The organism is Rhizobium sp. BK456, assembly GCF_014194045.1.
Lineage (GTDB): Bacteria > Pseudomonadota > Alphaproteobacteria > Rhizobiales > Rhizobiaceae > Rhizobium > Rhizobium redzepovicii.
The window spans coordinates 139,569-160,345 of the sequence record NZ_JACIAO010000013.1 but is presented as its reverse complement, the minus strand read 5'-3'; the positions used below and the strand labels follow the sequence as shown (position 1 = coordinate 160,345).

General features: G+C 59.1%; 17 protein-coding genes. 4 read left to right on the top strand and 13 right to left on the bottom strand.

The window, feature by feature from the left end; genetic code table 11:
- Positions 1-243: 243 nt before the first annotated feature.
- From FHX03_RS29390 to FHX03_RS29355, 8 genes are all read right to left on the bottom strand, one after another.
- Entirely contained in the window at positions 244-606 is a 363-nt protein-coding gene (locus FHX03_RS29390; RefSeq protein ID WP_183781784.1) for a potassium channel family protein, read from the bottom strand.
- The gene (gene cax, locus FHX03_RS29385) at positions 603-1,697 is read right to left on the bottom strand and encodes a calcium/proton exchanger (protein ID WP_183781781.1); all 1,095 of its coding nucleotides are present in this window, start codon (positions 1,695-1,697) and stop codon (positions 603-605) included. Before cax ends, FHX03_RS29390 begins: the two co-directional genes overlap by 4 nt.
- 23 nt (positions 1,698-1,720) lie before the next feature.
- Entirely contained in the window at positions 1,721-2,644 is a 924-nt protein-coding gene (locus FHX03_RS29380) for an amino acid ABC transporter substrate-binding protein (protein WP_097628431.1), read from the bottom strand.
- 16 nt (positions 2,645-2,660) lie between these two features.
- Positions 2,661-4,019 carry a putrescine-ornithine antiporter gene (potE, locus tag FHX03_RS29375; protein ID WP_097628430.1) on the bottom strand — a complete coding sequence of 453 codons (1,359 nt, stop codon included), beginning with the start codon at positions 4,017-4,019 and terminating at the stop codon, positions 2,661-2,663.
- Positions 4,016-6,403 (bottom strand): ornithine decarboxylase, encoded by a 2,388-nt coding sequence (gene speC / locus FHX03_RS29370; protein ID WP_183856650.1) that lies wholly within the window; start codon positions 6,401-6,403, stop codon positions 4,016-4,018. The genes potE and speC overlap by 4 nt, the downstream gene beginning before the upstream one ends.
- Positions 6,400-8,661 (bottom strand): Orn/Lys/Arg decarboxylase N-terminal domain-containing protein, encoded by a 2,262-nt coding sequence (locus tag FHX03_RS29365; protein ID WP_097628428.1) that lies wholly within the window; start codon positions 8,659-8,661, stop codon positions 6,400-6,402. Before FHX03_RS29365 ends, speC begins: the two co-directional genes overlap by 4 nt.
- 157 nt (positions 8,662-8,818) lie before the next feature.
- A complete protein-coding gene (locus FHX03_RS29360; protein ID WP_183856700.1) occupies positions 8,819-9,745 on the bottom strand; it encodes a cation diffusion facilitator family transporter in 927 nt (308 codons plus the stop codon).
- 195 nt (positions 9,746-9,940) lie between these two features.
- Positions 9,941-10,300: a hypothetical protein gene (locus FHX03_RS29355; protein ID WP_239619949.1), complete on the bottom strand. Its 360-nt coding sequence runs from the start codon at positions 10,298-10,300 to the stop codon at positions 9,941-9,943.
- Between the two features lie 261 nt (positions 10,301-10,561).
- Between FHX03_RS29355 and FHX03_RS29350 the strand changes: the two genes are divergently transcribed.
- Positions 10,562-11,917 carry an amino acid permease gene (locus FHX03_RS29350; protein ID WP_183781773.1) on the top strand — a complete coding sequence of 452 codons (1,356 nt, stop codon included), beginning with the start codon at positions 10,562-10,564 and terminating at the stop codon, positions 11,915-11,917.
- A gap of 14 nt (positions 11,918-11,931) precedes the next feature.
- Here FHX03_RS29350 and arcC read toward each other — a convergent pair whose 3' ends face one another.
- The 4 genes from arcC to FHX03_RS29330 form a co-directional block, all read right to left on the bottom strand.
- Positions 11,932-12,867, bottom strand: a complete 936-nt coding sequence (gene arcC / locus FHX03_RS29345) for a carbamate kinase (RefSeq protein WP_097628426.1) — start codon at positions 12,865-12,867, stop codon at positions 11,932-11,934.
- A gap of 2 nt (positions 12,868-12,869) precedes the next feature.
- Positions 12,870-13,874: an ornithine carbamoyltransferase gene (locus FHX03_RS29340; RefSeq protein ID WP_097628425.1), complete on the bottom strand. Its 1,005-nt coding sequence runs from the start codon at positions 13,872-13,874 to the stop codon at positions 12,870-12,872.
- Between the two features lie 38 nt (positions 13,875-13,912).
- Entirely contained in the window at positions 13,913-15,142 is a 1,230-nt protein-coding gene (gene arcA / locus FHX03_RS29335; RefSeq protein ID WP_183781770.1) for an arginine deiminase, read from the bottom strand.
- 147 nt (positions 15,143-15,289) lie between these two features.
- Entirely contained in the window at positions 15,290-15,496 is a 207-nt protein-coding gene (locus FHX03_RS29330; protein WP_097628423.1) for a hypothetical protein, read from the bottom strand.
- Positions 15,497-15,829: 333 nt separating this feature from the next.
- Here FHX03_RS29330 and FHX03_RS29325 point away from each other — a divergent pair, with 333 nt between their 5' ends.
- The 3 genes from FHX03_RS29325 (at position 15,830) to FHX03_RS29315 (ending at position 19,585) form a co-directional block, all read left to right on the top strand.
- Positions 15,830-17,080, top strand: coding sequence for a sensor histidine kinase (locus tag FHX03_RS29325; RefSeq protein ID WP_183781767.1), 1,251 nt, complete (start codon positions 15,830-15,832; stop codon positions 17,078-17,080).
- On the top strand, positions 17,046-17,714 hold the full coding sequence (locus tag FHX03_RS29320; protein ID WP_183856648.1) for a response regulator transcription factor: 669 nt from the start codon (positions 17,046-17,048) through the stop codon (positions 17,712-17,714). Before FHX03_RS29325 ends, FHX03_RS29320 begins: the two co-directional genes overlap by 35 nt.
- A 92-nt stretch (positions 17,715-17,806) precedes the next feature.
- Positions 17,807-19,585, top strand: coding sequence for a hypothetical protein (locus tag FHX03_RS29315; RefSeq protein WP_179867164.1), 1,779 nt, complete (start codon positions 17,807-17,809; stop codon positions 19,583-19,585).
- A gap of 167 nt (positions 19,586-19,752) precedes the next feature.
- Here the strand turns inward: FHX03_RS29315 and FHX03_RS29310 are convergent, their stop codons facing one another.
- Positions 19,753-20,736, bottom strand: coding sequence for a hypothetical protein (locus tag FHX03_RS29310; RefSeq protein ID WP_183856698.1), 984 nt, complete (start codon positions 20,734-20,736; stop codon positions 19,753-19,755).
- Between the last annotated feature and the right edge of the window lie 41 nt (positions 20,737-20,777).

Genomic DNA, 20,777 nt, shown 5'->3' with positions numbered 1-20,777 from the left:
TCAGCTCCGCATTCAAACACTCTTGCAATGGATACGAAGCTGCGAAGGTGACGGATCGTTCCCGAGATCACGAACAAATGTATGGATTTGAGAACAATAGCCACGGGAAGCCGCATCCGACCCGGAATGGCTCTACATGTAAAGCGCGTCGCGATCTTTCAGGTTCGCTCCCCGCGATTTAGGTCCTTTGTATTTACGCATGTCGTTATCGCAAAACCGCTGCACACTTTTGCGCGACATGCTTTAGCTGCTGCCGTCACGGTCCGTTGCGTTTAAAGCCTTTACTGTGATGGCTGCGATGACGCCGGTCAGAACGATCCCTGCAAAACCGATGAGCAAGGCCAGGATTCGTGCCGAAAGATGTTTGGGCGTGAAATCGCCGTAGCCGATGGTAAGTCCCGTCACGAAGGTAAAATAAAGCGCTTCGTCGATCCGCCAATTCTCGATCTGCCAAATGGCAAGCCCAGACGCGACCATGATCGATACGATGCCGGAGAGGATCGGCCAGATGACGCGAAGCTGCTTTGCCAGTGCGATGAAGAACAGCCGCCTCATCTGCCGGGTGTGCGGCCCGCCGGCTGATTGCCTGGGAACGCGGGACATCATCGCACTGCCGGCGGCAGGACATACAGCGTTATCGCGAAAATCATGTACACCATTAGCACCAGGACGCCGACAAACCATGCCGATCGTCCGCTGTTGGTGACGAACATCGCAGTCACCGTCGCAAGGAACATCATCGTCACGGCGCCCGGCCAGAATTGCAGATCCATTTGCGACGGGCCGATAACGTAGCTCATCAAGACCAGAACGGGTGCGACGAACAAGGCGATCTGGGACGCGCTCCCGAGCGCGATGCCGACGCTCAGATCGAGCCGGTTCTTACGCGCGCCGGAAAACGCTGAGGCCATTTCGGCGGCGCCACCGACCAATGCAACGACGATAAAACCGACAAAGGCGGGGGTCATTCCGAAGGCTTCGGCCGCTTCCTGCACGGACTCGACGAAAATCTCGCTCACCAAGGCGACAAGGACGGTGACCCCGCCAAGCGTGCCGAGAGCAAGACCGATCGGCCAGGGCGCTTCACCGGCCTCGGCATGATCCGCCGAAGAGAAAAATTCCCGATGTGTTCCAAGCGTGAACAACAGCCCTAGCCCGTATCCGATGATCAACAGGACGGCCAGGCTGAGGCTGAGGGTTTGAGTGACGGGTGCGACCGATGCTGTGTCCAATCCGCCAAGTGCCGAAGGCATCAGCAGGGCGACCGTGGCCAGAAACAGCAAGCCGGCTTGAATACGCGCGCTGGCACGGTTGAATTCCTGAATGTGGTATTTGAGTCCGCCGAGCAGAAACGAAGCGCCGAGCATGAACAGCGTATTGGTGACGATCGCTCCGGCGATGGACGCCTTGACCAGCGTATATTGGCCGGCCTGCAGAGCAGCCAGCGCGATGACCAGTTCGGTCAGATTGCCGAGGGTCGCATTCAGCAGACCGCCTGCGGCATCACCCGTCTTGGCGGCTACCGATTCGGTTGCGTGACTGAGCAACCCCGCCAGCGGCACGATAGCAAGCACCGAAAGGACAAACAGCGCAGTGTGGGCTTCGGGCATTACCGCCGCAGCTACGAACACCACCGGCACCGCGATCAGCAACCACAGCATAGGGCTGTCGCGGATCTCTTGCAAAAGGAGGCTCAACGGTTTGCTCCCTTTGGGTGGTGTTATTCGGGCAAAGCAGTCTGCTGGAAGAAGTTGACTGTCGACTCATCCGGCGGACCAAACCAGGTTGTAAACAACGTGCGGAAATCCTTGGCCGCATAGGCTTGGCTCAACGCTCGATCAACTGTCAGCCGGAAGTCCTCGTCCGTTCGCGCGAGTTCAAGACCAAGCGGCTCGTAGGTGAAATGACGTTTTAAAATAACCAGATCGCCAGAATTATCGCTGCGCGCCGCAGCGTCCATCAGAAGCGGCATGTCTCCAAAAAGGACAGCTGATCGACGGTCCAGAACGCGCTCGATGCCCTGCTGGAAGTTGTCGACGGATGCCGCCGTCGCGGCGAGCTGGAAGGTCTTGATCCTGTCCGACAGCCACCGCTCGCTTGTCGTGCCCGTTACAGACGAGAATGTCTTGTGCTCGAGTATTGTGCGCGCAGGCGAGCCTCGCCATACAGGCCTGTTCGTCGGTTCGCCATACTCCAACACCTCCCGTAGAGCCAAAGGCGCGCTGGCGCTGACAACGGCCCCGGTGCCGCTCGGAAAGATCGGGATGGAGAACGAGACCTTTTGCCTGCGGCTGAGTGTGACCGGCTCCGCACCGCAGACGAGATCCACGACGCCATCTGCAACAGCAGTCTCCCGCGCGTCGGCGCTCAGGGATACCCACTCCACATTGAGCCTCGACAGGTTCAGTTCGGCTTTCACGTTGTCTGCAACCTTGTTGCAAAGCGCGACCGCATACCCGTCGGGCGCTCCACTGTCGGTCTTGAACGAAAACGGTCGGGCGTCGGGCTCGTAGCCCAGTTTTAACGAACTGCTGGCGCGGACACGATCCAGCGTCTGTGCGTCGGCTGGGGCTAAACCTATTGACGAAAGCGCCGCGATGGCAATGACGGTGCCCGTTGCGATCCAGCGACCTTTGATAGACATGGTTTCTCCTCCCCCGCTACTCGGCCGGCACACGGTTCACGCCGACGGCGAAGCGCGGTGCGATCAGGCCGTAGATGATGAAGCTGATGCCGGTCACGAGCATTCCGCCCAACACGGCATCCTTGCCGGAAGCATAAATTGCAAAGACGCTGTAAAGCATGCCGATCATGCAGATGACGGCATTAAGCCGGTATTTCGCAGGCGGCACACGCGCCGCCTTCATGATGACGAACAGCGCCGAGAGTGCGATGATGTAAGGCAGGACGTTGGTTACCACCGCGAGATTGACCAGAGCGGAAAACTGCTCGCTGAGTGTCGGAGAAATTGTCATGAGAGCAAGACATGTTTGCACGACACCGAGAATGATCATCCCCTTTACCGGCGCACCCATCTCGTTAACGTGGGAGAATATGACAGGGAACATTCGGCCCTCCGCGGCGGTGCGCGCAGTCTGCGCGATCGTGAACTGCCAGCCCAGGAGCGAACCAAGGCAGGCAAGCACTGCAAGCGCCATGATGATCGAGCCGATCGTCGGATTGAACATAGTGGCATAGGCCAGCGCGAAGGGTCCGGTCGAAGCTGCAAGTTCTGCATTCGGTACGATGCCCTGAATGACCGTCGTCGACAGGATATAGATGACCGCAGCGCCAAGTGTGCCGAACATGCAGGCAAGCGGCACGTCGCGCTTCGGGTTCTCAACGGCATCCGAATTCTGCGCCGCCGACTCCATCCCGAGAAAGGCCCAGAGCGTCAGGGAAATACTCGATCCCATTCCTTGGCCGAGCGTCAGTCCCTTCGGATTCCAGGCGGCGGCGAAAGTGCTTGAACTGAACCACAGCCACCCGATGATCGAGAGCAAACCCACTGGAATGATTACACCCCAAACCGTGATCGAGCCGATACGCCCGGTGATTCGGGGCCCGCCGAAATTTGCCGCAGTCGTCAGCCAGAGAAGAACGATGAGCGCCAGACATGTCATGATCGGCGTCGAGGTCAAAACGGGAAAGAAGCCCGCGAGGTAGCCCACCGCAGAGATGCCGATCGCGACATTGCCGATGGCGAGCGACAGAAAATACAGAAAGAACACCAGGAAAAAGCCGTCCTTGCCATAGGCATCCTCCGCATAGGCCGACATGCCCCCCGGCCGCTGGTTGAAGATCCCTGCCTGAGCGAACCCGTAGGCAATCGCCATCGAGCCGATGGCGGTCACAAGCCAGGAGAGAAGCGAGATCGCACCCACTTGCGCCATGTTGGCAGGCAGCATGATGATGCCTGAACCCATCATATTGACCGCGACGATGAAGGTGAGTTGCACCAGGTTCATCTTTTTCTTGGCCGTGGCCTCGCCCGCAAGATGCATTGTGTTGTCGGTCATGATGAGATCCTCCCGTCCCCTTGCTCGCGCACGACGTACGTATAGAACTTGATCCGCCCATCGATCCGTTCCTGGAACACACCCTGGACTTCGTAGTTGAAGCCCGGGAAGCGATTGAAAGATTCTTCGAAAGCCAGGAAATAATCGCGCATCGGCCGCGCCCTTTCATCCCACCGCTCTCCCGGCACGATCACTCCGATGCCGGGGGGATAGATCAATGCCAGCGTCGCCGAGATCCGGCTAGCGGCTTCAACGAGCGGCACGTAGTCGACATTGTTGGCCACCAGCGCTTCATAGGCCTGTTTCGGCGCAATTGCCGGTTCCGGAAAACTTTCTGAACGGAAACACAGGCGCTGCAGGTCCTTGACGCCGGCATCGCGATAGAACGAATGCATCTCCCTGCAGACCTGCCGAACCGTGTAGCCCGCATAACGCTCGCGATTGGCCGCAAACACCGTCGGCAGAACCTCCTGCAGAGGCGCGTCGCGATCCCAGAGGTTCTTGAACTTCACCAGCTTGGCCACCAGCGTATTCAGCTTGCTCTCATCCTCTGCCGGCGTAAGCAGGAAAAGCAGGCTGTTGAGATCGCACTTCTCCGGCACGACCCGCTGCTCGCGCAGATAGTTGGCGACCACGGTCGCCGGAATTCCGAACTCGCGATATTCGCCGGTCTCCCGGTCGATGCCCGGCGTCAGCAGCGTGAGCTTGTTCGGATCGACCATGGTGTAGCCGGGCGCATAGCCGGCGTAGCCATGCCATTTTGCCTCCGGGCCGAACCTCCAGCACTGCTGCTCGCGCTTGAGCACATCGGTGGGGATATCTTCCCAGCGTGTCTCAGCGCGGTCACTCGAATGCTTTGAACCGGACACCGAGATCTTGTCCGGCACGAAGGGATCAAAGAACCACTGCTCTTCGGGATTTGCACCCTTTGTTTCGTAATGCTTCACGAAGCCGCGCAGCTTCTTGCGAACCTCGATCCCGAGTTCGATACAACGATCCCAAAGCATTTCGCCCGCCTTGCCTTCATGGACCTTGGCATTGACGTCAAGCGAGGCGAAGAGCGGATAGAATGGAGAGGTCGACACATGCATCAGCAGCGATTCATTAAAGCGCTTGTGTTCGACGAACCGGCGTTGGCCGCTGATATGTTCGTCGCGCTTATGGATCTGCGACGCCTGTGAAAAGCCGGCACCCTGCTTGTGCACCGACTGGGTTGAAAACAATCCCGGCATGTCGGCCCCAAGGTCCTTGAGACGCATCGGGCTGTGGCCCTCGAAGAGCGGGTGGAAGGCATTATAGCCGATCCAGGCCTCGTCCCAGAGCACGTAGTCGCAGAGATGGCCGATCTTCTCCATGACTTGGCTGACATTATAAATCGTTCCGTCATAGGTTGCGAGCTGGATGCAGGCGAGGCGGAAGGGCCGGTCTGCCTTCGCACGGTTCTTGTCGGAAACGAGCGGATGTTCCTCGATCTTTCGCCGCAGCCAGCTTTCCTCCCATGCCGCCCAGTCCACCGCGCCGATCATGCCGAAAGAATTGCGGGCCGTTGGCAGATAGATCGGAATGGCGCCGGCTTGAACAAGAGCGCCCTGATGCAGGGATTTATGGTTGTTGCGATCGAAGAGCACGAGATCGCCGCTGCGCAGCACCGCATTGGCAACCACCTTGTTGGAGGTACTTGTTCCGTTGAGAATGAAATAGGTGCGGTCCGCACCGAAGATGCGAGCTGCCTGTTTCTGGGCTTCGACGGCTGGACCTTCATGGATCAGGAGGTCACCGAGATCGACATCCGCGTTGCAAAGGTCGTTACGGAAAATGCTCTCGCCGAAATATTTGAAGAACAGCTGTCCGGCTGGCGACTTCCGATAGAACTGGCCGCCCTGATGCCCGGGGCAGTCGAAGGCGATATTCGCCTCGCCGTCATACGCCATCATGCCGCCGAAGAACGGCGGCAGCAGCGACTTGCCGTAATTGACCGCGCTGGAGACGATCTGCTTGGCGTAGAAGGTCGGCGTCTGCTGGCCGAGGTAAACGAAGCCGTCGACCTCGCCGGCCATTTCGACGACGTCCATATCCTTGATGGTCAACGTATCGGCCATTGCCCAGATCGGTGTACGGAAGCCGATATCCCTCACCGCGCGAAGGAAGCTGCGAGCCGCCGACAGCTGGCCGCCTTCCACCGAGCCGATATAGGCGCCAACATCGGCATCCTCTGAGACATCGGCTGAATAATCGCCACGCAGTTCCACCTCGAAGCCCTGGTCGACGATCTGTGAGACCAGTTCCTGAGCCTGAGAATTGCCGCGATCGATGATCGCCACGATCTTCAGCAACTTGTGGAAGGGTATGGCGACCGTCGGAGACTTCACATCACGCGGGATCATTCCTGCTCCTCCCCTGCAATGCAATCGACAAGGTAGCGGCGTCCGCCGTCACCGGACGCGAAGCGAAGGCCGTGAATATCCGTTTCGAAACCGGGGAATTTGCGGTCGAAGTCTCGGGCGTAAAGCAGGTAGTCCTGGATGGACTTCGTCGATTGCGTGATCCTCTCGCCAGGCATGATCAGCGGGATGCCCGGCGGATAGGGAACGATCATCACGGCGAGGATGCGGTTCATCAGATCGTCGATCTCGATGCTCTCGATCTTGCCCTTGACCAGCCGGTCATAGGCATCGGCGGGACGCAGCGCCATCTCGGGCAGCACCGTGTACATCTCGCGCTGGGCTTTCGGCACGTCGTCCTTGCGGTAGATCGCATGGATCTTTTCGCAGAGATCTCTCAATCCCACGCCGGCATAGGCTTCCGGATGGGCTGCGGCGAGCGCCGGCAGCGCCCGCGTCAGCGGCGCATTGGCGTCATAGAGGTCCTTGAAATTGATGAGCTCGGTGACGAGCGTGCTCCACTTGCCGCGGGTAATGCCCATTGAGAAGAGAACAAGGAAGGAATAGAGGCCGGTCTTCTCGATTTCGATGCGCCGGGAAGAGAGGAACTTCGTGATAACGGCCGCCGGTATCCCGTGCTCGTCCATCGCTCCGCTTGCAGAGAGGCCCGGCGATAGGATGGTGACCTTGATGGGATCGACCATGACATGATTTTCGGCAAGGCCGGCGAAACCATGCCAGGCATCGCCCGGCTTCAGCACCCAGTCGGCATGGGTGTCGCTCGGCGTCTGCTCGGCAACCGTCGGCTCCCAGACGTCGAACCACCAGCTGCCCTCGATTTGTTTTTTCACGCTGTTCATCGCCCGGCGGAAGCTGATCGCCTCATCTATCGTCTCCTGCACCAACGCTCGCCCGGCGGGTTGTTCCATCATCGCAGCCGCGACGTCGCAGGAGGCGATGATGCCGTATTGCGGCGAGGTCGAAGTGTGCATCATGAAGGCTTCGTTGAAGCGTGTGATGTCGAGCCGCTTGGTCTCGGCATGCTGGATGTGAATCATCGATGCCTGTGAAAGCGCGGCAAGCAGCTTGTGCGTCGAGTGCGTGGCAAAGGTGATGGCGTTTTGCGATCGGGTCGGCTGGTTCGACGAGATGCCGTGGAAGCCATCATAAAATTCGTGAAAGTTGGCGTAGGCATACCAGGCCTCGTCGAAATGCAGCACCTCGACCGCGTCGCCGAGCGACGCCTTGATCGCATCGACATTGTAGCAAAGCCCGTCGTAGGTCGAATTCGTGATGACCATCAGCCGGACCTTGCCACTGGTCTGCCCCGCAAAGGGGCTTGCGGCAATCTTGCGGGTGATCGCCTCTTGCGTGAACTGATCCTTCGAGATCGGACCGATGATGCCGAGCCCATTGCGAGAGGGGATGAGATAGATCGGGGTGGCGCCCGTCATGATCAGCGAGTGCAGGATGGACTTGTGGCAGTTGCGGTCACAAAGCACGAGATCGCCGCGTCCGACCATGCCGTGCCAAACGATCTTGTTGGCCGTCGACGTGCCGCCGACGACAAACAGCGTCTCGTCGGTGCCGAAGATGCGGGCCGCGTTGCGTTCGCCCTCGGCGATCGGTCCGACATGATCCAACAGCGAACCGACGCTGGCGACCGATACGGAGATATCGGACCGCAGCGTGTTTTCGCCGAAGAACGTATAGAAAAGCTGGCCGACCGGGCTCTTGCGGAAAGCGACACCGCCGCCGTGGCCGGGAGTGTGCCAGGAATAGGCGCCCTCAAGCGTGTAGTCCATGAGCGCCTTGAACATCGGCGGCGGTAGCCGGTCGAGATAGTTGCGAGCGGCCTGCGCAATGGCGCGCGCCATGAATTCCGCCGTATCCTCGAACAGCCGGAAGAAAGCGTTGGCGTGGCGCAGTACCGTGGCGGGAACGTCTTCGGCGGTGGTTTCGTCGCCGAACAGGAAAATTGGCAGGCGGTCGTTCCTCTGCCGCTTTGCGGCCAGGACCTCTCCCAGAACCTGCCAGCGCGTGGTCTTGTCTTCGCTTCCGTCGACGGACACCAGCCAGCAGGATTCGGTGTTGAAGATATGCACGAGGCGCCGCGCATCCTCGTAGGAAACGCCGGAAACGATCCGGAAGCCCTCCTTCTCGATCGCAGCCGCGAGATCGCGCATGCCGCGGCCGGCAGCGCTTTTGCTATCAAAATCCTCGTCGATAACCGCTATCGGAAATGACATCTGGAATTCCATGCGTTCCTCCAGAAACCGAGGGTCAGAAGCCGCGATCGCTCTACAGCGACGCGCATCTCAGGTGACGGGATCGTACAGGACGGAAAATGCTCCGTCGTTGATTGCAATCAACGCGAGGCAAAAGCATTTCGATTTTTGTGTGAAGGCCGACGCGGAATTAGTCGGCCCATTCCGAATCGGCCGTAAAGGCGATCGTCAGCCAGCGATTGGCGCTCTCATCTCCGATTGCATCGCCTATCTCATCCCTGAGTGCGTCCCATTCCTCCACGGTCTTCGGAGGTAGTCCTTCGGGCACGATGAAATAGAGCTCGATCTGCGTCGCCCTGCCTATCCGGGCGACATAGGCGCGATGAGAGAGAAAACCGAGGCGACGAACGGTTTCCGTGGCGACGTGATCGACATGCTCCTGGAGATCGACGGGCGCTATCAGCAGGATTTCGGTCATTGCCTTCCAGACGGTACCGATCGGAAGTGGGATCATGACCAGGCAGACCAGCGCCAGAACGGCGGGGTCCACATAGCTGGCAACCCACGCGATCGGCGTCGGCTGCACGGCCATGCCCATCAGAAATGCAATTAGCAGGGCAAGCGCGATGCCGCCGGACATGATCCAGGCCGTGATGTCGAGCGAGATGAAATCGGATTTGACCCGGGCATTCAGCTTGATGCCGAGGAAAGCCATGACGGCGCAGACTAACAGGGTGGCCGCTGAATAAGCGATCGCCATGCCGAATTGCAATTCATGGCCGCCGTTCAGGATGCTAATGATCGCGCTGATGAGCGCATAGACGGCGACTGTCATCAGCAGGCAGCCGTTGAGCATCAGCACGATCGGCTCCAGGTGCCAGAAGCCCATGGTAAAACGGTTTCGGATTCTGCCCGATTGGGCGTCGCTCTGCGTTGATTGTATGATCAGAGAGGAAACCCAGAGCGCCAACCCGGTCATCGCCGCATCGGCCAGCGCATAAACGCCGTCGAAGGCGATGGAGAACGATCCGGAAAGAATGCCGAAAACCACGCCCAGCGTAGCGACCACCACCGTCGCTGCGATTGAGATCCTGAGAAATCCCCGCTCGCCTAACATCATTGCCGTGCCTTCGACAGCCTTCATTGCAACTGTTTTATGCTGATCGTGAAGGTGAAACGAGATGTGAACAGGTGGGTCTGCCTTCATCTCTTGCCAGTCGCAGTCGCCCACGGCAGCCTGGCGACTGTCCTATCAGTGGAGGCGGCCTCGCGGCCTGCCTCAGCTTATAGATCTGGTCGGCTCAGATAGCGGTCATTTTGTATAGAATGTCATATTGCCGTTGCGTGCTCGCGAAACCCATTCGATATCGCTCGCGGTGAGCTTCTTTGTCTTGAGCTGGGCCGTAAGCCATTTGTTCGCGCGAATTGCATCTCGAATGGCTTTGACATGCTCTTCGCTTCCCTGCGTCGGGTGTGAGCCGGTCTCGGAAAAATCGGCCGTCCTATAGCTGACGATCGTGAATCTTCTGTCGTGATAGGTTCGCACCGCCTCAGGCAGATTCTCGCTCCAGTTCATTCTGCGATATTCGCGCCTAGTTTGCTGGGCCTCGACCGGCGCAATTCCGGCGGCGGCAGTCACTACGGCAAGTCCAATGATCATGGCCATCTTCATCGCACTAACTCCCGAGATCGAAATGTTGTTTGCTTGCCCAGGATAGCGCATGTACCCGCGCCAGGCATTGCGTACGATCAACGCTGTTCAAAGAACGGCATCCCCCTGCTCGCGCGGGCCTGACCGTGATGCTCGAACGACCCCCACCGACTACGCATTGAACCGGATTGCGGCGTCCGTTCTTTGGGAGGAAGATTGCGTCTGGGAACGGGTGTCCAATTTGAATTAGGCTTCACAAAGGGCGTCTCTAGGGAGTGGACCATGACAACGTCGCCAAACGGCAAGAGTCTTGGACTTGGTGCCTGCACCGCCATCGTGGTCGGAAATATGGTGGGGTCGGGCTTTTATCTTTCGCCGGCTGCGGTCGCGCCCTATGGCAATCTCGCGATCATTGTCTGGATTCTCATGGGTGCGGGGGCAATCTGCCTCGGCCTGACCTTCGCGCGGCTGGCAAGCCTGGTGCCCGCCGTCGGCGGACCCTATGCCTATACGAAGATCGCCTATGGCGATTTCGCCGGCTTTCTGATTGCCTGGGGATATTGGATTTCCATCTGGACGTCGCTTCCCGTGATCGCGATCGCCTTTACCGGCGTGATGATCGACCTCTTCCCGGCCCTCGGCAACCGCTTCACGGCGACCGTGCTGACGCTCGGCGTTATCTGGGCGATCGTGCTCGTCAATCTTCGCGGCGTCCATGCGGCAGGTCTGTTCGCGCAGGTGACGACCTATGCCAAGCTCATCCCCTTCGGAGCCGTCGCCATCATCGGCCTGCTCTTCATCGACACTTCGAATTTTTCCGATTTCAACCCGAGCGGCCAGCCTCTGTTGCAGTCGTTTGCGACGCTGGCGCCGCTGACCATGTTTGCCTATCTGGGGCTTGAATCGGCGACGGTACCGGCAGGCGATGTCGAGAACGCCGAACGAACCATTCCGCGGTCAACCGTAATCGGCATCTCGATCGCTGCGGCCCTTTACGTGCTTGGCACAGTCGTTGTGATGGGCCTCGTGCCGCGCGAGCAGCTTATCCATTCGGTCGCGCCCTTCTCTCAAGCCGCGGGCATCATGTGGGGGCGTCCCGGCGAATTGGTGATCTCGATCGCGGTCCTAGTCTCCTCGATCGGTGCGCTCAATGGTTGGACCTTGCTGATGGGGCAGGTGCCGATGGCAGCCGCCCGCGACGGACTGTTCCCACCGCTTTTTGCCCGACTCTCGAAGCGCGGCGTTCCGGCATGGGGCATGATCATCTCAGCCGCGTTCGCAACAATCCTGGTGCTCGTCCAGGCGCTTGGTTCAGATGGTTTTGCCGCAGTCTATCGATTGATGGTCGGGCTGAGCACGATGGCCGCCGTCGTACCCTACGCTTTTTGTGCGCTTGCTGGAACTCTGGTTGCTGGCGCGACGCGAGGGCGAATGCCAAAGGTAAGCACGATCGAACTTATCGCCTTTGTCTTTGCGATCTTCACCCTGTATGGATCCGGCGCCGAACCGGTACTTTATGGCCTCGTGCTCCTGATGCTCGGCATCCCCGTCTATGTCTGGCAGAGGCGCAATGCCAGTGAAGCGACAGACAAAGGGACGGCATCGGGTGCTGTCACGCACCCTGCCGTCTCTGGATAAACCGCATCGAAAGGTCAGTGCCAAGTTAGGCGGGCAAAGCCGTCATGAATAATTGTCCCGCGCTCAGCGCGCACCATCCCGGCAATATCGGCGAGCGAACCGATAGCGGCCGTCTTCCCGCTTGAACGCGCGAAATGGCAGGCCGCTTCCACCTTCGGGCCCATCGAGCCGGCAGGAAAGGAGAACTGGTTGAGGTCATCAGGACGAGCCAAATGGATCGCCTTCTGGGACGGCTTGCCCCAGTCGATGCAGACTGCGTCGGCGTCGGTTGCCATCACCAGCAGATCGGCATAAAGCTCGCGGGCCAGGAGTTCGGAGCAGAGGTCCTTGTCGATGACCGCCTCGACACCGGTCAGCTTTCGCTCGGCGCCCTTTTCGTACATCGTCGGAATGCCGCCGCCGCCTGCGCAGATCACGATCGTACTCTGCTCCAAAAGCCAGCGGACCGGACGAATCTCAAAGATGCGCTTCGGCGCCGGGGAGGCAACCACACGCCGCCACTTCTCGCCATCCTGTTTGAAGACCCAGCCCTTTTCGGTACGGATCCGGTCCGCCTCGACCTGTTCGTAGACCGGACCCACGAATTTGGTGGGATTCTCAAAACCGGGATCGGCGGCATCGACCTCCACCATGGTGAGAAGCGTTGCCAGAGGTTGTTCGAACGGCAGGAGATTGCCGAGCTCCTGCTCCAGCATGTAACCTATCATGCCTTCGGTCTCGGCGCCGAGAACATCGAGCGGATAGGCTTCCTCGGGCTTGTAGGCCGCCCCCTGAAGTGCAAGCAACCCGACCTGCGGTCCGTTGCCATGTGTTATGACGATCTGGTGCTCTGCCGCCAACGGCGCAATCGCCTGAGCGGCGATGCGGGCATTCCGCCTCTGGGCGTCGGCTGTCATCGGTTCCCCACGCCGAAGAAGCGCATTGCCACCTAACGCTATAACGATACGCATCCCTAGTCTCCCAATGTAGCGACAAGAAGGGCCTTGATCGTATGCAGGCGATTTTCCGCCTGCTCGAAGGCGACATTGGCCTCGGATTCGAAGACGTCGTCGGTGACCTCAAGGCCGTTGCTCATGCCGTAATCTTCGGCGATCTGCTTGCCCAATACGGTCTCGGTGTCGTGAAAGGCCGGCAGGCAATGCATGAATTTGGCTTGACGATTTCCGGTTGCCTTCATCAAGGCTTCGTTGACCTGATAGGGCGTGAGCAGCTTGATGCGTTCGCGCCAGACCTCCTTCGGTTCACCCATGGAGACCCAGACGTCGGTGTGAACGAAGTCGACGCCCCGCACTGCCTCGTTGGGATCATCCGTGACCAGCAGGCGCGCCCCGGACCTCTGCTGCAGCTCCTTGGCGATGATCATGTACTCATCGGAAGGCCAAAGCGACTTGGGTCCGCAAATGCGCACATCCATGCCGAGCAAGCACCCAATGATAAGAAGCGAGTGGCCCATGTTCGAACGTGTGTCGCCCACATAGGCATATTTGATGTCGGCGATCGGCTTGTCGCTGTGCTCGCGCATCGTCATCACGTCGGCGATCATCTGCGTCGGATGATATTCGTCAGTCAGGCCGTTATAGACCGGCACGCCGGCATAGCGCGCAAGCGTCTCGACGCCCTGCTGGGCAGAGCCGCGATATTCAATTGCGTCATACATGCGGCCAAGGACGCGCGCCGTGTCCTTGAAAGATTCTTTGTGGCCGATTTGCGAGCCGGACGGATCGAGATAGGTCACGTTGGCGCCTTGATCCGAGCACGCGACCTCGAAGGCGCATCTTGTGCGCGTCGAGGTCTTCTCGAAGATGAGGCAGATCTCCTTGCCCTTGAGGTGCTGTTGTTCGGTGCGCGCATATTTGGCACGCTTGAGATCTCGGGCGAGATCTAGGAGGTACCGGAATTCGCGCGGCGTATAGTCCTGCACGGTCAGAAGCGAGCGATTGCGCAGATTAAAGCTCATTGTCTTGCTCCGTCGGTCTGGTTCGTGGGTGTGAAACGTCAGTAAGCGGGGTCGCGCCAGATGGGACACGTCATACAGTGCCCACCACCACGGCCGCGGCCGAGTTCGGAGCCGCGAATGGTGATGACCTCGATCCCCGCCTTGCGCAGAAGCGTATTCGTGTAAGTGTTGCGGTCGTAGGCGACGACGACACCAGGCTCGAGCGCGACGACGTTGTTGCCGTCGTCCCATTGTTCGCGCTCGGCCTGGTAGGAGTTGCCGCCGGTTTCGACGGTGCGCAATCGCGGCAGGTCGAGCGCCTCGGCGACGACATCGAGCATCGGCCGATTTTCAGGGTGAATCTCGAATGTGCCGTCGTCGTCCTTCGGGTGCATGCTGTAGCAGCGGACCTGATCGACGACCTCGGCAAACAGCGTGACGACATCGCGATCGCAAAAGCTGAAAACCGTGTCGAGGTGCATTGCCGCCCGGCTTTTCGGCATTAGGCAGCCGATCACCCTCTTTGCCGCTTTGTTGCGGAACAGGGCCTGCGCCACCTGGCCGACGGCTTGGTAGGTCGTACGCTCGCCCATGCCGATCAGCACGGTGCCGTTGCCGATCGGCATGACGTCGCCACCCTCCATCGAGGCATTGGCGAACGGCTGGTCCGAATCGCCCCACCAGATCTGGAATCCGCCGCCGAGGAAGATCGGATGAAACTTGTAGATCGCACGCTGGATCAGCGTTTCGGCGCGTCGTGCCGGCCAGAACATCGGGTTGCAGGTCACGCCGCCGTAGATCCAGCAGGACGGATCGCGCTGAAACAGCGTATTCGGGATCGGCGGGATGACGAAATCCGTCTCCGGCAGGGCGCTGAGCATCAGCGACTTCGCCTTGACCTCGGGCAGATCGGAGATGGCGATGCCGCCGATCATGAATGCGGCGAGCTGCGCTGGCGGCATTTCGTCAAGCCATGGCCGCATCGCTTCGGCGATCTGCGAGCCGAGCACATTCGGGGTGATGCGGCGGTCCAATACGAAATCGCGCGCCTGCTTGTTGGTAAGCGTCTGGCCAAGCAGGTCGTGGAGCTCAAGAACTTCAACGCCCCGTTCCTGCATCTTCAGCACGAAATCAAAGTGATCTTTCTGAGCCTCATGCACCCACAGGACATCGTCGAAAAGCAGATCATGGCAGTTGGCAGGCGTCAGGCGCTGATGAGCCAGAGACGGTCCGCACACCATGACGGTTCTTAATTTCCCGACCTCCGAGTGAACCCCGAAACCACGCATCTGGTCCTCCTTCCGGTCTTCCGGACCGCGGCCGCGCCGCCCGTTCTTCGAAAACCAGATTATTTCGGCCCCCTCACTCGTGTCATTGATCGCAGACAATCCGTGGCACATTATGTTGCAGCCCCTTCACCGGCGGAGGCTCTGGGTTCATTGGAGACCCGAAACATCGCATCGATGGATTTGCCATAGGCGCCAGTGGGTAGGATGAATGTCGAGCGCTTCGCCGGTTACGGCGTTGATCCAGCCATCGGGGCGACGCTGGCAGGGAAAAACCAGGGCGTGGACGCCTTCGTCGTCGATGACGGCGAGCTCTACATCCTGTTCGAACGGAGCTTCGACGGGCAATCGCCACATCACCGGACCCTCCTAAGTGTCCGCCAGCCGATGATCCACTGCGTCAGCCGGATACGAGGCTGTGAATCCGGCCCACCAAGACTTCCCGCGTGCCGCGGGCGCCACTCCTATGGATTTTTCACGATAGTGGAACAACGACGCGGAAGCATTGAGCCGGATCAATGGCGACCAAGGACGTCGGCTATGAAGTTGCGCGAGTGTTCGCGAGAGAAGAACAATAGAGACTACGCGATACTACACGGCTTACCCACCCAATGATGGTATCGTGAGCCCATTCTGGGGGATAAAAGACGGTCCATGGGGCCAAATTCTCAAGGGGCGGAGGAGACCATCATGCCGATCAAGATGGAGGCGCCGCGCGTCGTCGCCGAAGTCGGTTCCACCGTCGTAGTCGAGCCAGGAAAAGTCCCACCCGGCATATCGCAAGCGCAGCCACGCAAAACGATGGGTGCCTTGCGTGATAAAAACAGCGGGCTGCGAATGGACTGGATCCGGCAACTCCACGAACACATGCCGGACGCGGTGTTTTTTATCGGTGGTTCTCATGCAATTTCAGCCTGCAACAAGGCTGCGGTCGCGATGTTCGGTTATGAAGAGCGCGAGATGATCGGCCAGAAGATCGGGTTTGTCTGGCGTTCGACACCGAATGTAAGACTGAATGGACGCTGGGCAGACCACGGGGCGGTACGCTCCGGTCTGGTGACCACCAAGAGCGGAATCCAATTTCCGGCCGCCCTTACAATTATTCGCAAGCATGACGAAACAGGCGCCTTCACGGCGGCGATTTTCGAGGACTTTCGAACCGAGCGCGAAACCCTGGAGCAAGTTCAGGAGCTGCAGCATCAGATTGCCCGTCTTGCACGAATGACTGAATTGGGAGAGATGGCATCCACTCTCGTCCATGAACTTTCCCAGCCGCTATCGTCTATCGCAGCTTATTCCGAGGGGTGCGGGCGCCTTGTCATGAGCAAACGTCGCCAGAGCGATAAAGAGCTTCGCCAAGCGCTGTCGGAAATTACGGAGCACGCGCTCTGGGCAGGAAGTATCGTCCAGAACGTCAGGGAATTCGCGGAACGTGGTGCGTCCGAGACGAAACTGGAGGCGATGCACGAGCTGATCCATAGGGCGACAAGGCTGGCGCTCATTGGGTCGCGGCGTAAGGATCTTCATACCGACCTTCGGCTCGAAGCGGTTCAGGACACAGTTCTTGGAAGCCGCGTTCAGATCGTGCAGGTGCTCACGAACCTGGTTCGCAACGCCCTGGAGGCGACGGAGTGTGTCAAGCACCCCTCGATCGTGATCAGGACAATAATAGACAATTCCTCGCATCTCGTTGTTGAGGTGTCCGACAATGGCTGCGGGATTGCGGCCGAGATGGAAGAGTCGTTGTTTCGACCCTTCGTGACCGGCAAACCGCATGGCCTTGGGATGGGCTTGGCATTGTCCAAGCGCATTATCGAAGCGCATGGAGGCCGCATAAGCGCGCGTCGAAGAACGGAGAGCGGTTCAATCTTCTCCTTCTCGCTTCCGCTGGTGGAGACCGAAACCGATGGCGAACGACCTTACGATTCATCTCGTCGATGACGAGGAAGCGTTGCGACGATCTTTGACGTTCCTGCTGGTGTCGGCAGGTTTTGCCGTGCGGGCGCATAGCTGCGCAAAACAATTTCTGGATCTTCTCCCTTTTTCGGGCAGAGGCTGCCTTGTGACGGATCTGCGCATGCCCGATGTCGACGGTATCGAACTGCTCCAGCACCTGCGCCGGTTCAACATGGAGGTTCCGGCGATCGTCATTACCGGCCAGGGCGACGTCGCCGCAGCCGTCCGGGCGATGAAGGCGGGGGCGGCGGATTTCCTAGAAAAACCTGTCGGGGAGGGGGCACTAATCGCAGCGATCAATCTGGCAATCGGGCAAAGGAGGCCGGGTCGCGCGGTTGCCGATTGCGAAAGTGTCGCAGCACGCGTTCGTCAGCTCACGGACCGCGAACATCAGGTTCTGACCGGCGTGCTCGATGGCTTGCAGAACAAAATGATCGCCTATCATCTCGGCATCAGCTCGCGCACGGTTGAGGTCCACCGCGCCAACGTGATGGCCAAGATGGGGGCTCGCAATCTTGCAGAACTCATGCGCATGACCATCGCCATAGATGCAGTTGAGCAGCCAACCGACACCGCCCGGATCCCGGCGATCAACGCGTGGCCAGCCTGCGCCCGATAATTTCGAAAACGATGCTTGCAAGTGGAAGCTCCTGCGATATGATGATTTAGAAAGTGCTTAAATAATTGCGTGATCTAATCGTAGGGGCGATCATGAGAAACGCAACAAAGATCGATGTATTCAGCAGTCTTGGACCGACGGCTGAGGAAATCTGCCGACAAGTCGAGCGAATTCTTGCAAGTGAAGAATTTCACGCGCCGAAGCGTGCGCGCAATTTTTTGGAGTTTGTCGTCAGCGAGACGCTCGCTGGTCGATCGGGCTTCCTGAAGGCCTTTACTATCGCAAATGTGGTTTTCGGTCGGGAAGCGTCATTCGACCCGCAGAATGATCCGGTCGTGCGGATCGAGGCAGGCCGAATACGAAAGGCCCTGGAACGATATTATCTTGTCGCCGGCCAGACGGACGACGTCATTGTCACTGTGCCGAAAGGCGGCTATGTGCCGCATTTCGAATATCTCCGCGATGCGCCGCCGCCGCCGCAGAACGAGCCGGAAAATGCTCGAATCGCATACCTTGCGCAGCAAGCTCATCCGCTTCCGGAGGTGCTCGCACCGACGCTGCCGGCGGGTCGCGGCCGCGGGATCGGTCTGCCGGCCATCTTCGTTCTTCTTCTCCTCGCGCTGGTGTCTGCACTTTTTATTGTCGGAGGTGTCCCGGTGCGCACGCCGCCGCCAGCAGCCCCCGTGCCGACCGTTGCCGTCGAGGTTTTCGCCGAAAGCAGCTCCGTTGATTCCAGGGCGGATATCGCCCGCGGCCTGCGGGACGATATTATCGGCCAGCTTGCTCAGCTCGATGAGGTCATCGTCGTCTCCCATCCGTCAACGGGCGATCGTGCCGCTGCCGCCGACTACGCGCTTCAAGGCAACATCCAGATGGACGGCAGCAGGTTGCGTTCGGTCGCCAGGCTGGTGCGCCAAACAGACGGGGTCGTCATCTGGGCCGATAATTTCGATGCCGATTTTCGCGCGCAAAACAAGCTTGGAATTCAAGCAAATGTCGCCCGGCAAATCGCCGGTGCGATAGCGCAGCCTCATGGCGCGATCTTTCAGGCCGAACCGGCGATAATCGCCCGGTCGGCGCTAAAAGCAGACCAGGATGCTGAAGCCTGTACCCCAGCCTATGATAGCTATCTGCAGACGATGACTGCGCAAAACCATAGTGTTGTGCGCGAGTGCCTGCGACAAGCAACTCAGCGTAACCCTGATAATGCTACGTCCTGGGCGCTCTTGTCCCTCGTCTATCTTGACGAAGTGCGATTTCGCTACAGGCTCGGCACCCCACCTTCGGCCGAACCTCTCGAATTGGCAAATGCTTCGGCACAAAGGGCGGCATCGCTCGCGCCGGACAATACCCGCGTGCTCCGCGCCGTTATGCTGGTGAATTTCTTCCGGGGAGATATCGACAAAGCACTGGCAGCTGGAACGGCGGCCTATGCTGCAAATCCTGACGATGTAGAAGTTGCAGGCGAGTACGGCTTGCGTTTGGCGATGTCCGGAAAATGGCAATCAGGCTGCGAGTTGGTATCGATCGCGATCGACAAAAATGCCGGCCCGAGAGGCTATTATGCGGGTGGCATGGCGATGTGCGCCTTTATGCGGGGCGATTTCGAAGCGGCAGAACAATGGTCGCGAATATCCGATCTCGACTGCAATCCCATACGCCACCTTGCCCTGCTGTCCATTCTCGGGGCTGCCGGCAAGATGGCCGAGGCCAAGCTGGAACAGGATTGGATCCTTGCCAACGCGCCGGCATTGATGACGAATATCCGTCAGGAGATTTCCCTACGCTTGCAGCGCCCGGAGGATCAGGAAAGGGTTTTTGCCGGACTGCGCGCCGCAGGCATCCCCGTTGAGCTGCCGTCGGGAGGATAATGCATTTCGCCCGGAAGTGTGCAGTAGTTCCGGGATAACGACATGGATCAAAACGAAGAGCCAAAGCATGTCGCATGAATCAAGTTTAATGCGACGCGTTTTGGTGCCAGCAACCATGCCGATTGGACGGTCGCCGGCGATCGGAAACACGTTCGCTGGCAATGCGGCTACGGAAGCGGCGCTGCGCCGCTCAGTTTGCGGCTATTTGAAATTTCTACAATGACTTGAGCGGCAAGTTCATCCTCGACATCGAGAATGGTTTGATCCCGCAGCTCGCGTTCATATTGATTTGCCCAGATGACCGCGCCGTCGGCGCCGTCGACCAGGCGGACATGCAGATGCAGGATCGCGCCTTCGACAAGGGTGCTGCCCTGAAGAGTGAACAACATGCCGGTCGTCTCCATGCCGGATCGACCAGGAGCAAGCACGACAAGACTGTCCACCTTCATGAGCTTGGCGATCAGCTGATCGACCAGCCCCTTGGCAAAATCCGCCCCGCGCGCGCTGCCGCCGAGGGCCACGAGGGGTTCGACGACGATCCTGGTCTTGCTCTTCGATGTCGAGGCGGCAGGTGTCGGCGGTGTCTTGGGTGGTGAGAGGTAGGATTCGAGCGGGCGGATGAGGGCGAGTACCGCGATTGCGCCGAAGAGGGCGGGAATACCGATCGGTAAGAGAAGATCGCGATAGCTGATTGGTCGCTCATGCCTGGGCTGACCATGTTCATGACCCGGCTGACGGTGCTCGTTCGTACGATTTGGTGTATCGGCGGCCCCCAGGTTCGAGGTGTCTTCATTGCTCGAAAAATGCGGAGCATAACCCCCTTTGGGAATGGTGATTTGTATCGGGTCGTTGCGTCCGCAGACGAGATAGTATCGTTCGAGGGCGCGACGGATTCGCCCGGCTTCGATACGGACAACCGGATCGTTCTGGGCATCGAAGGAGGCATCGCGACCGAATACCGCCTGTGCGATCGCAAAGGCCTTGAGCTGTTCGCCGTGCTCTTCAAGCGTCTCTTCGACGATATATTGCAGGAAGCGGCGCCCGCGTTCAGGTGCAAGAAATTCCGGGCTTGCGAGTATACGATCGAGCTGCGCGCGAATGCTTTCCGAGTCTTGACGCGCCTTGCTGCCCCCTCCTTCTTCCGGTGCCATATAGACCTCCCGCGATACCGCCGTATCACTCTTAAGGGGCG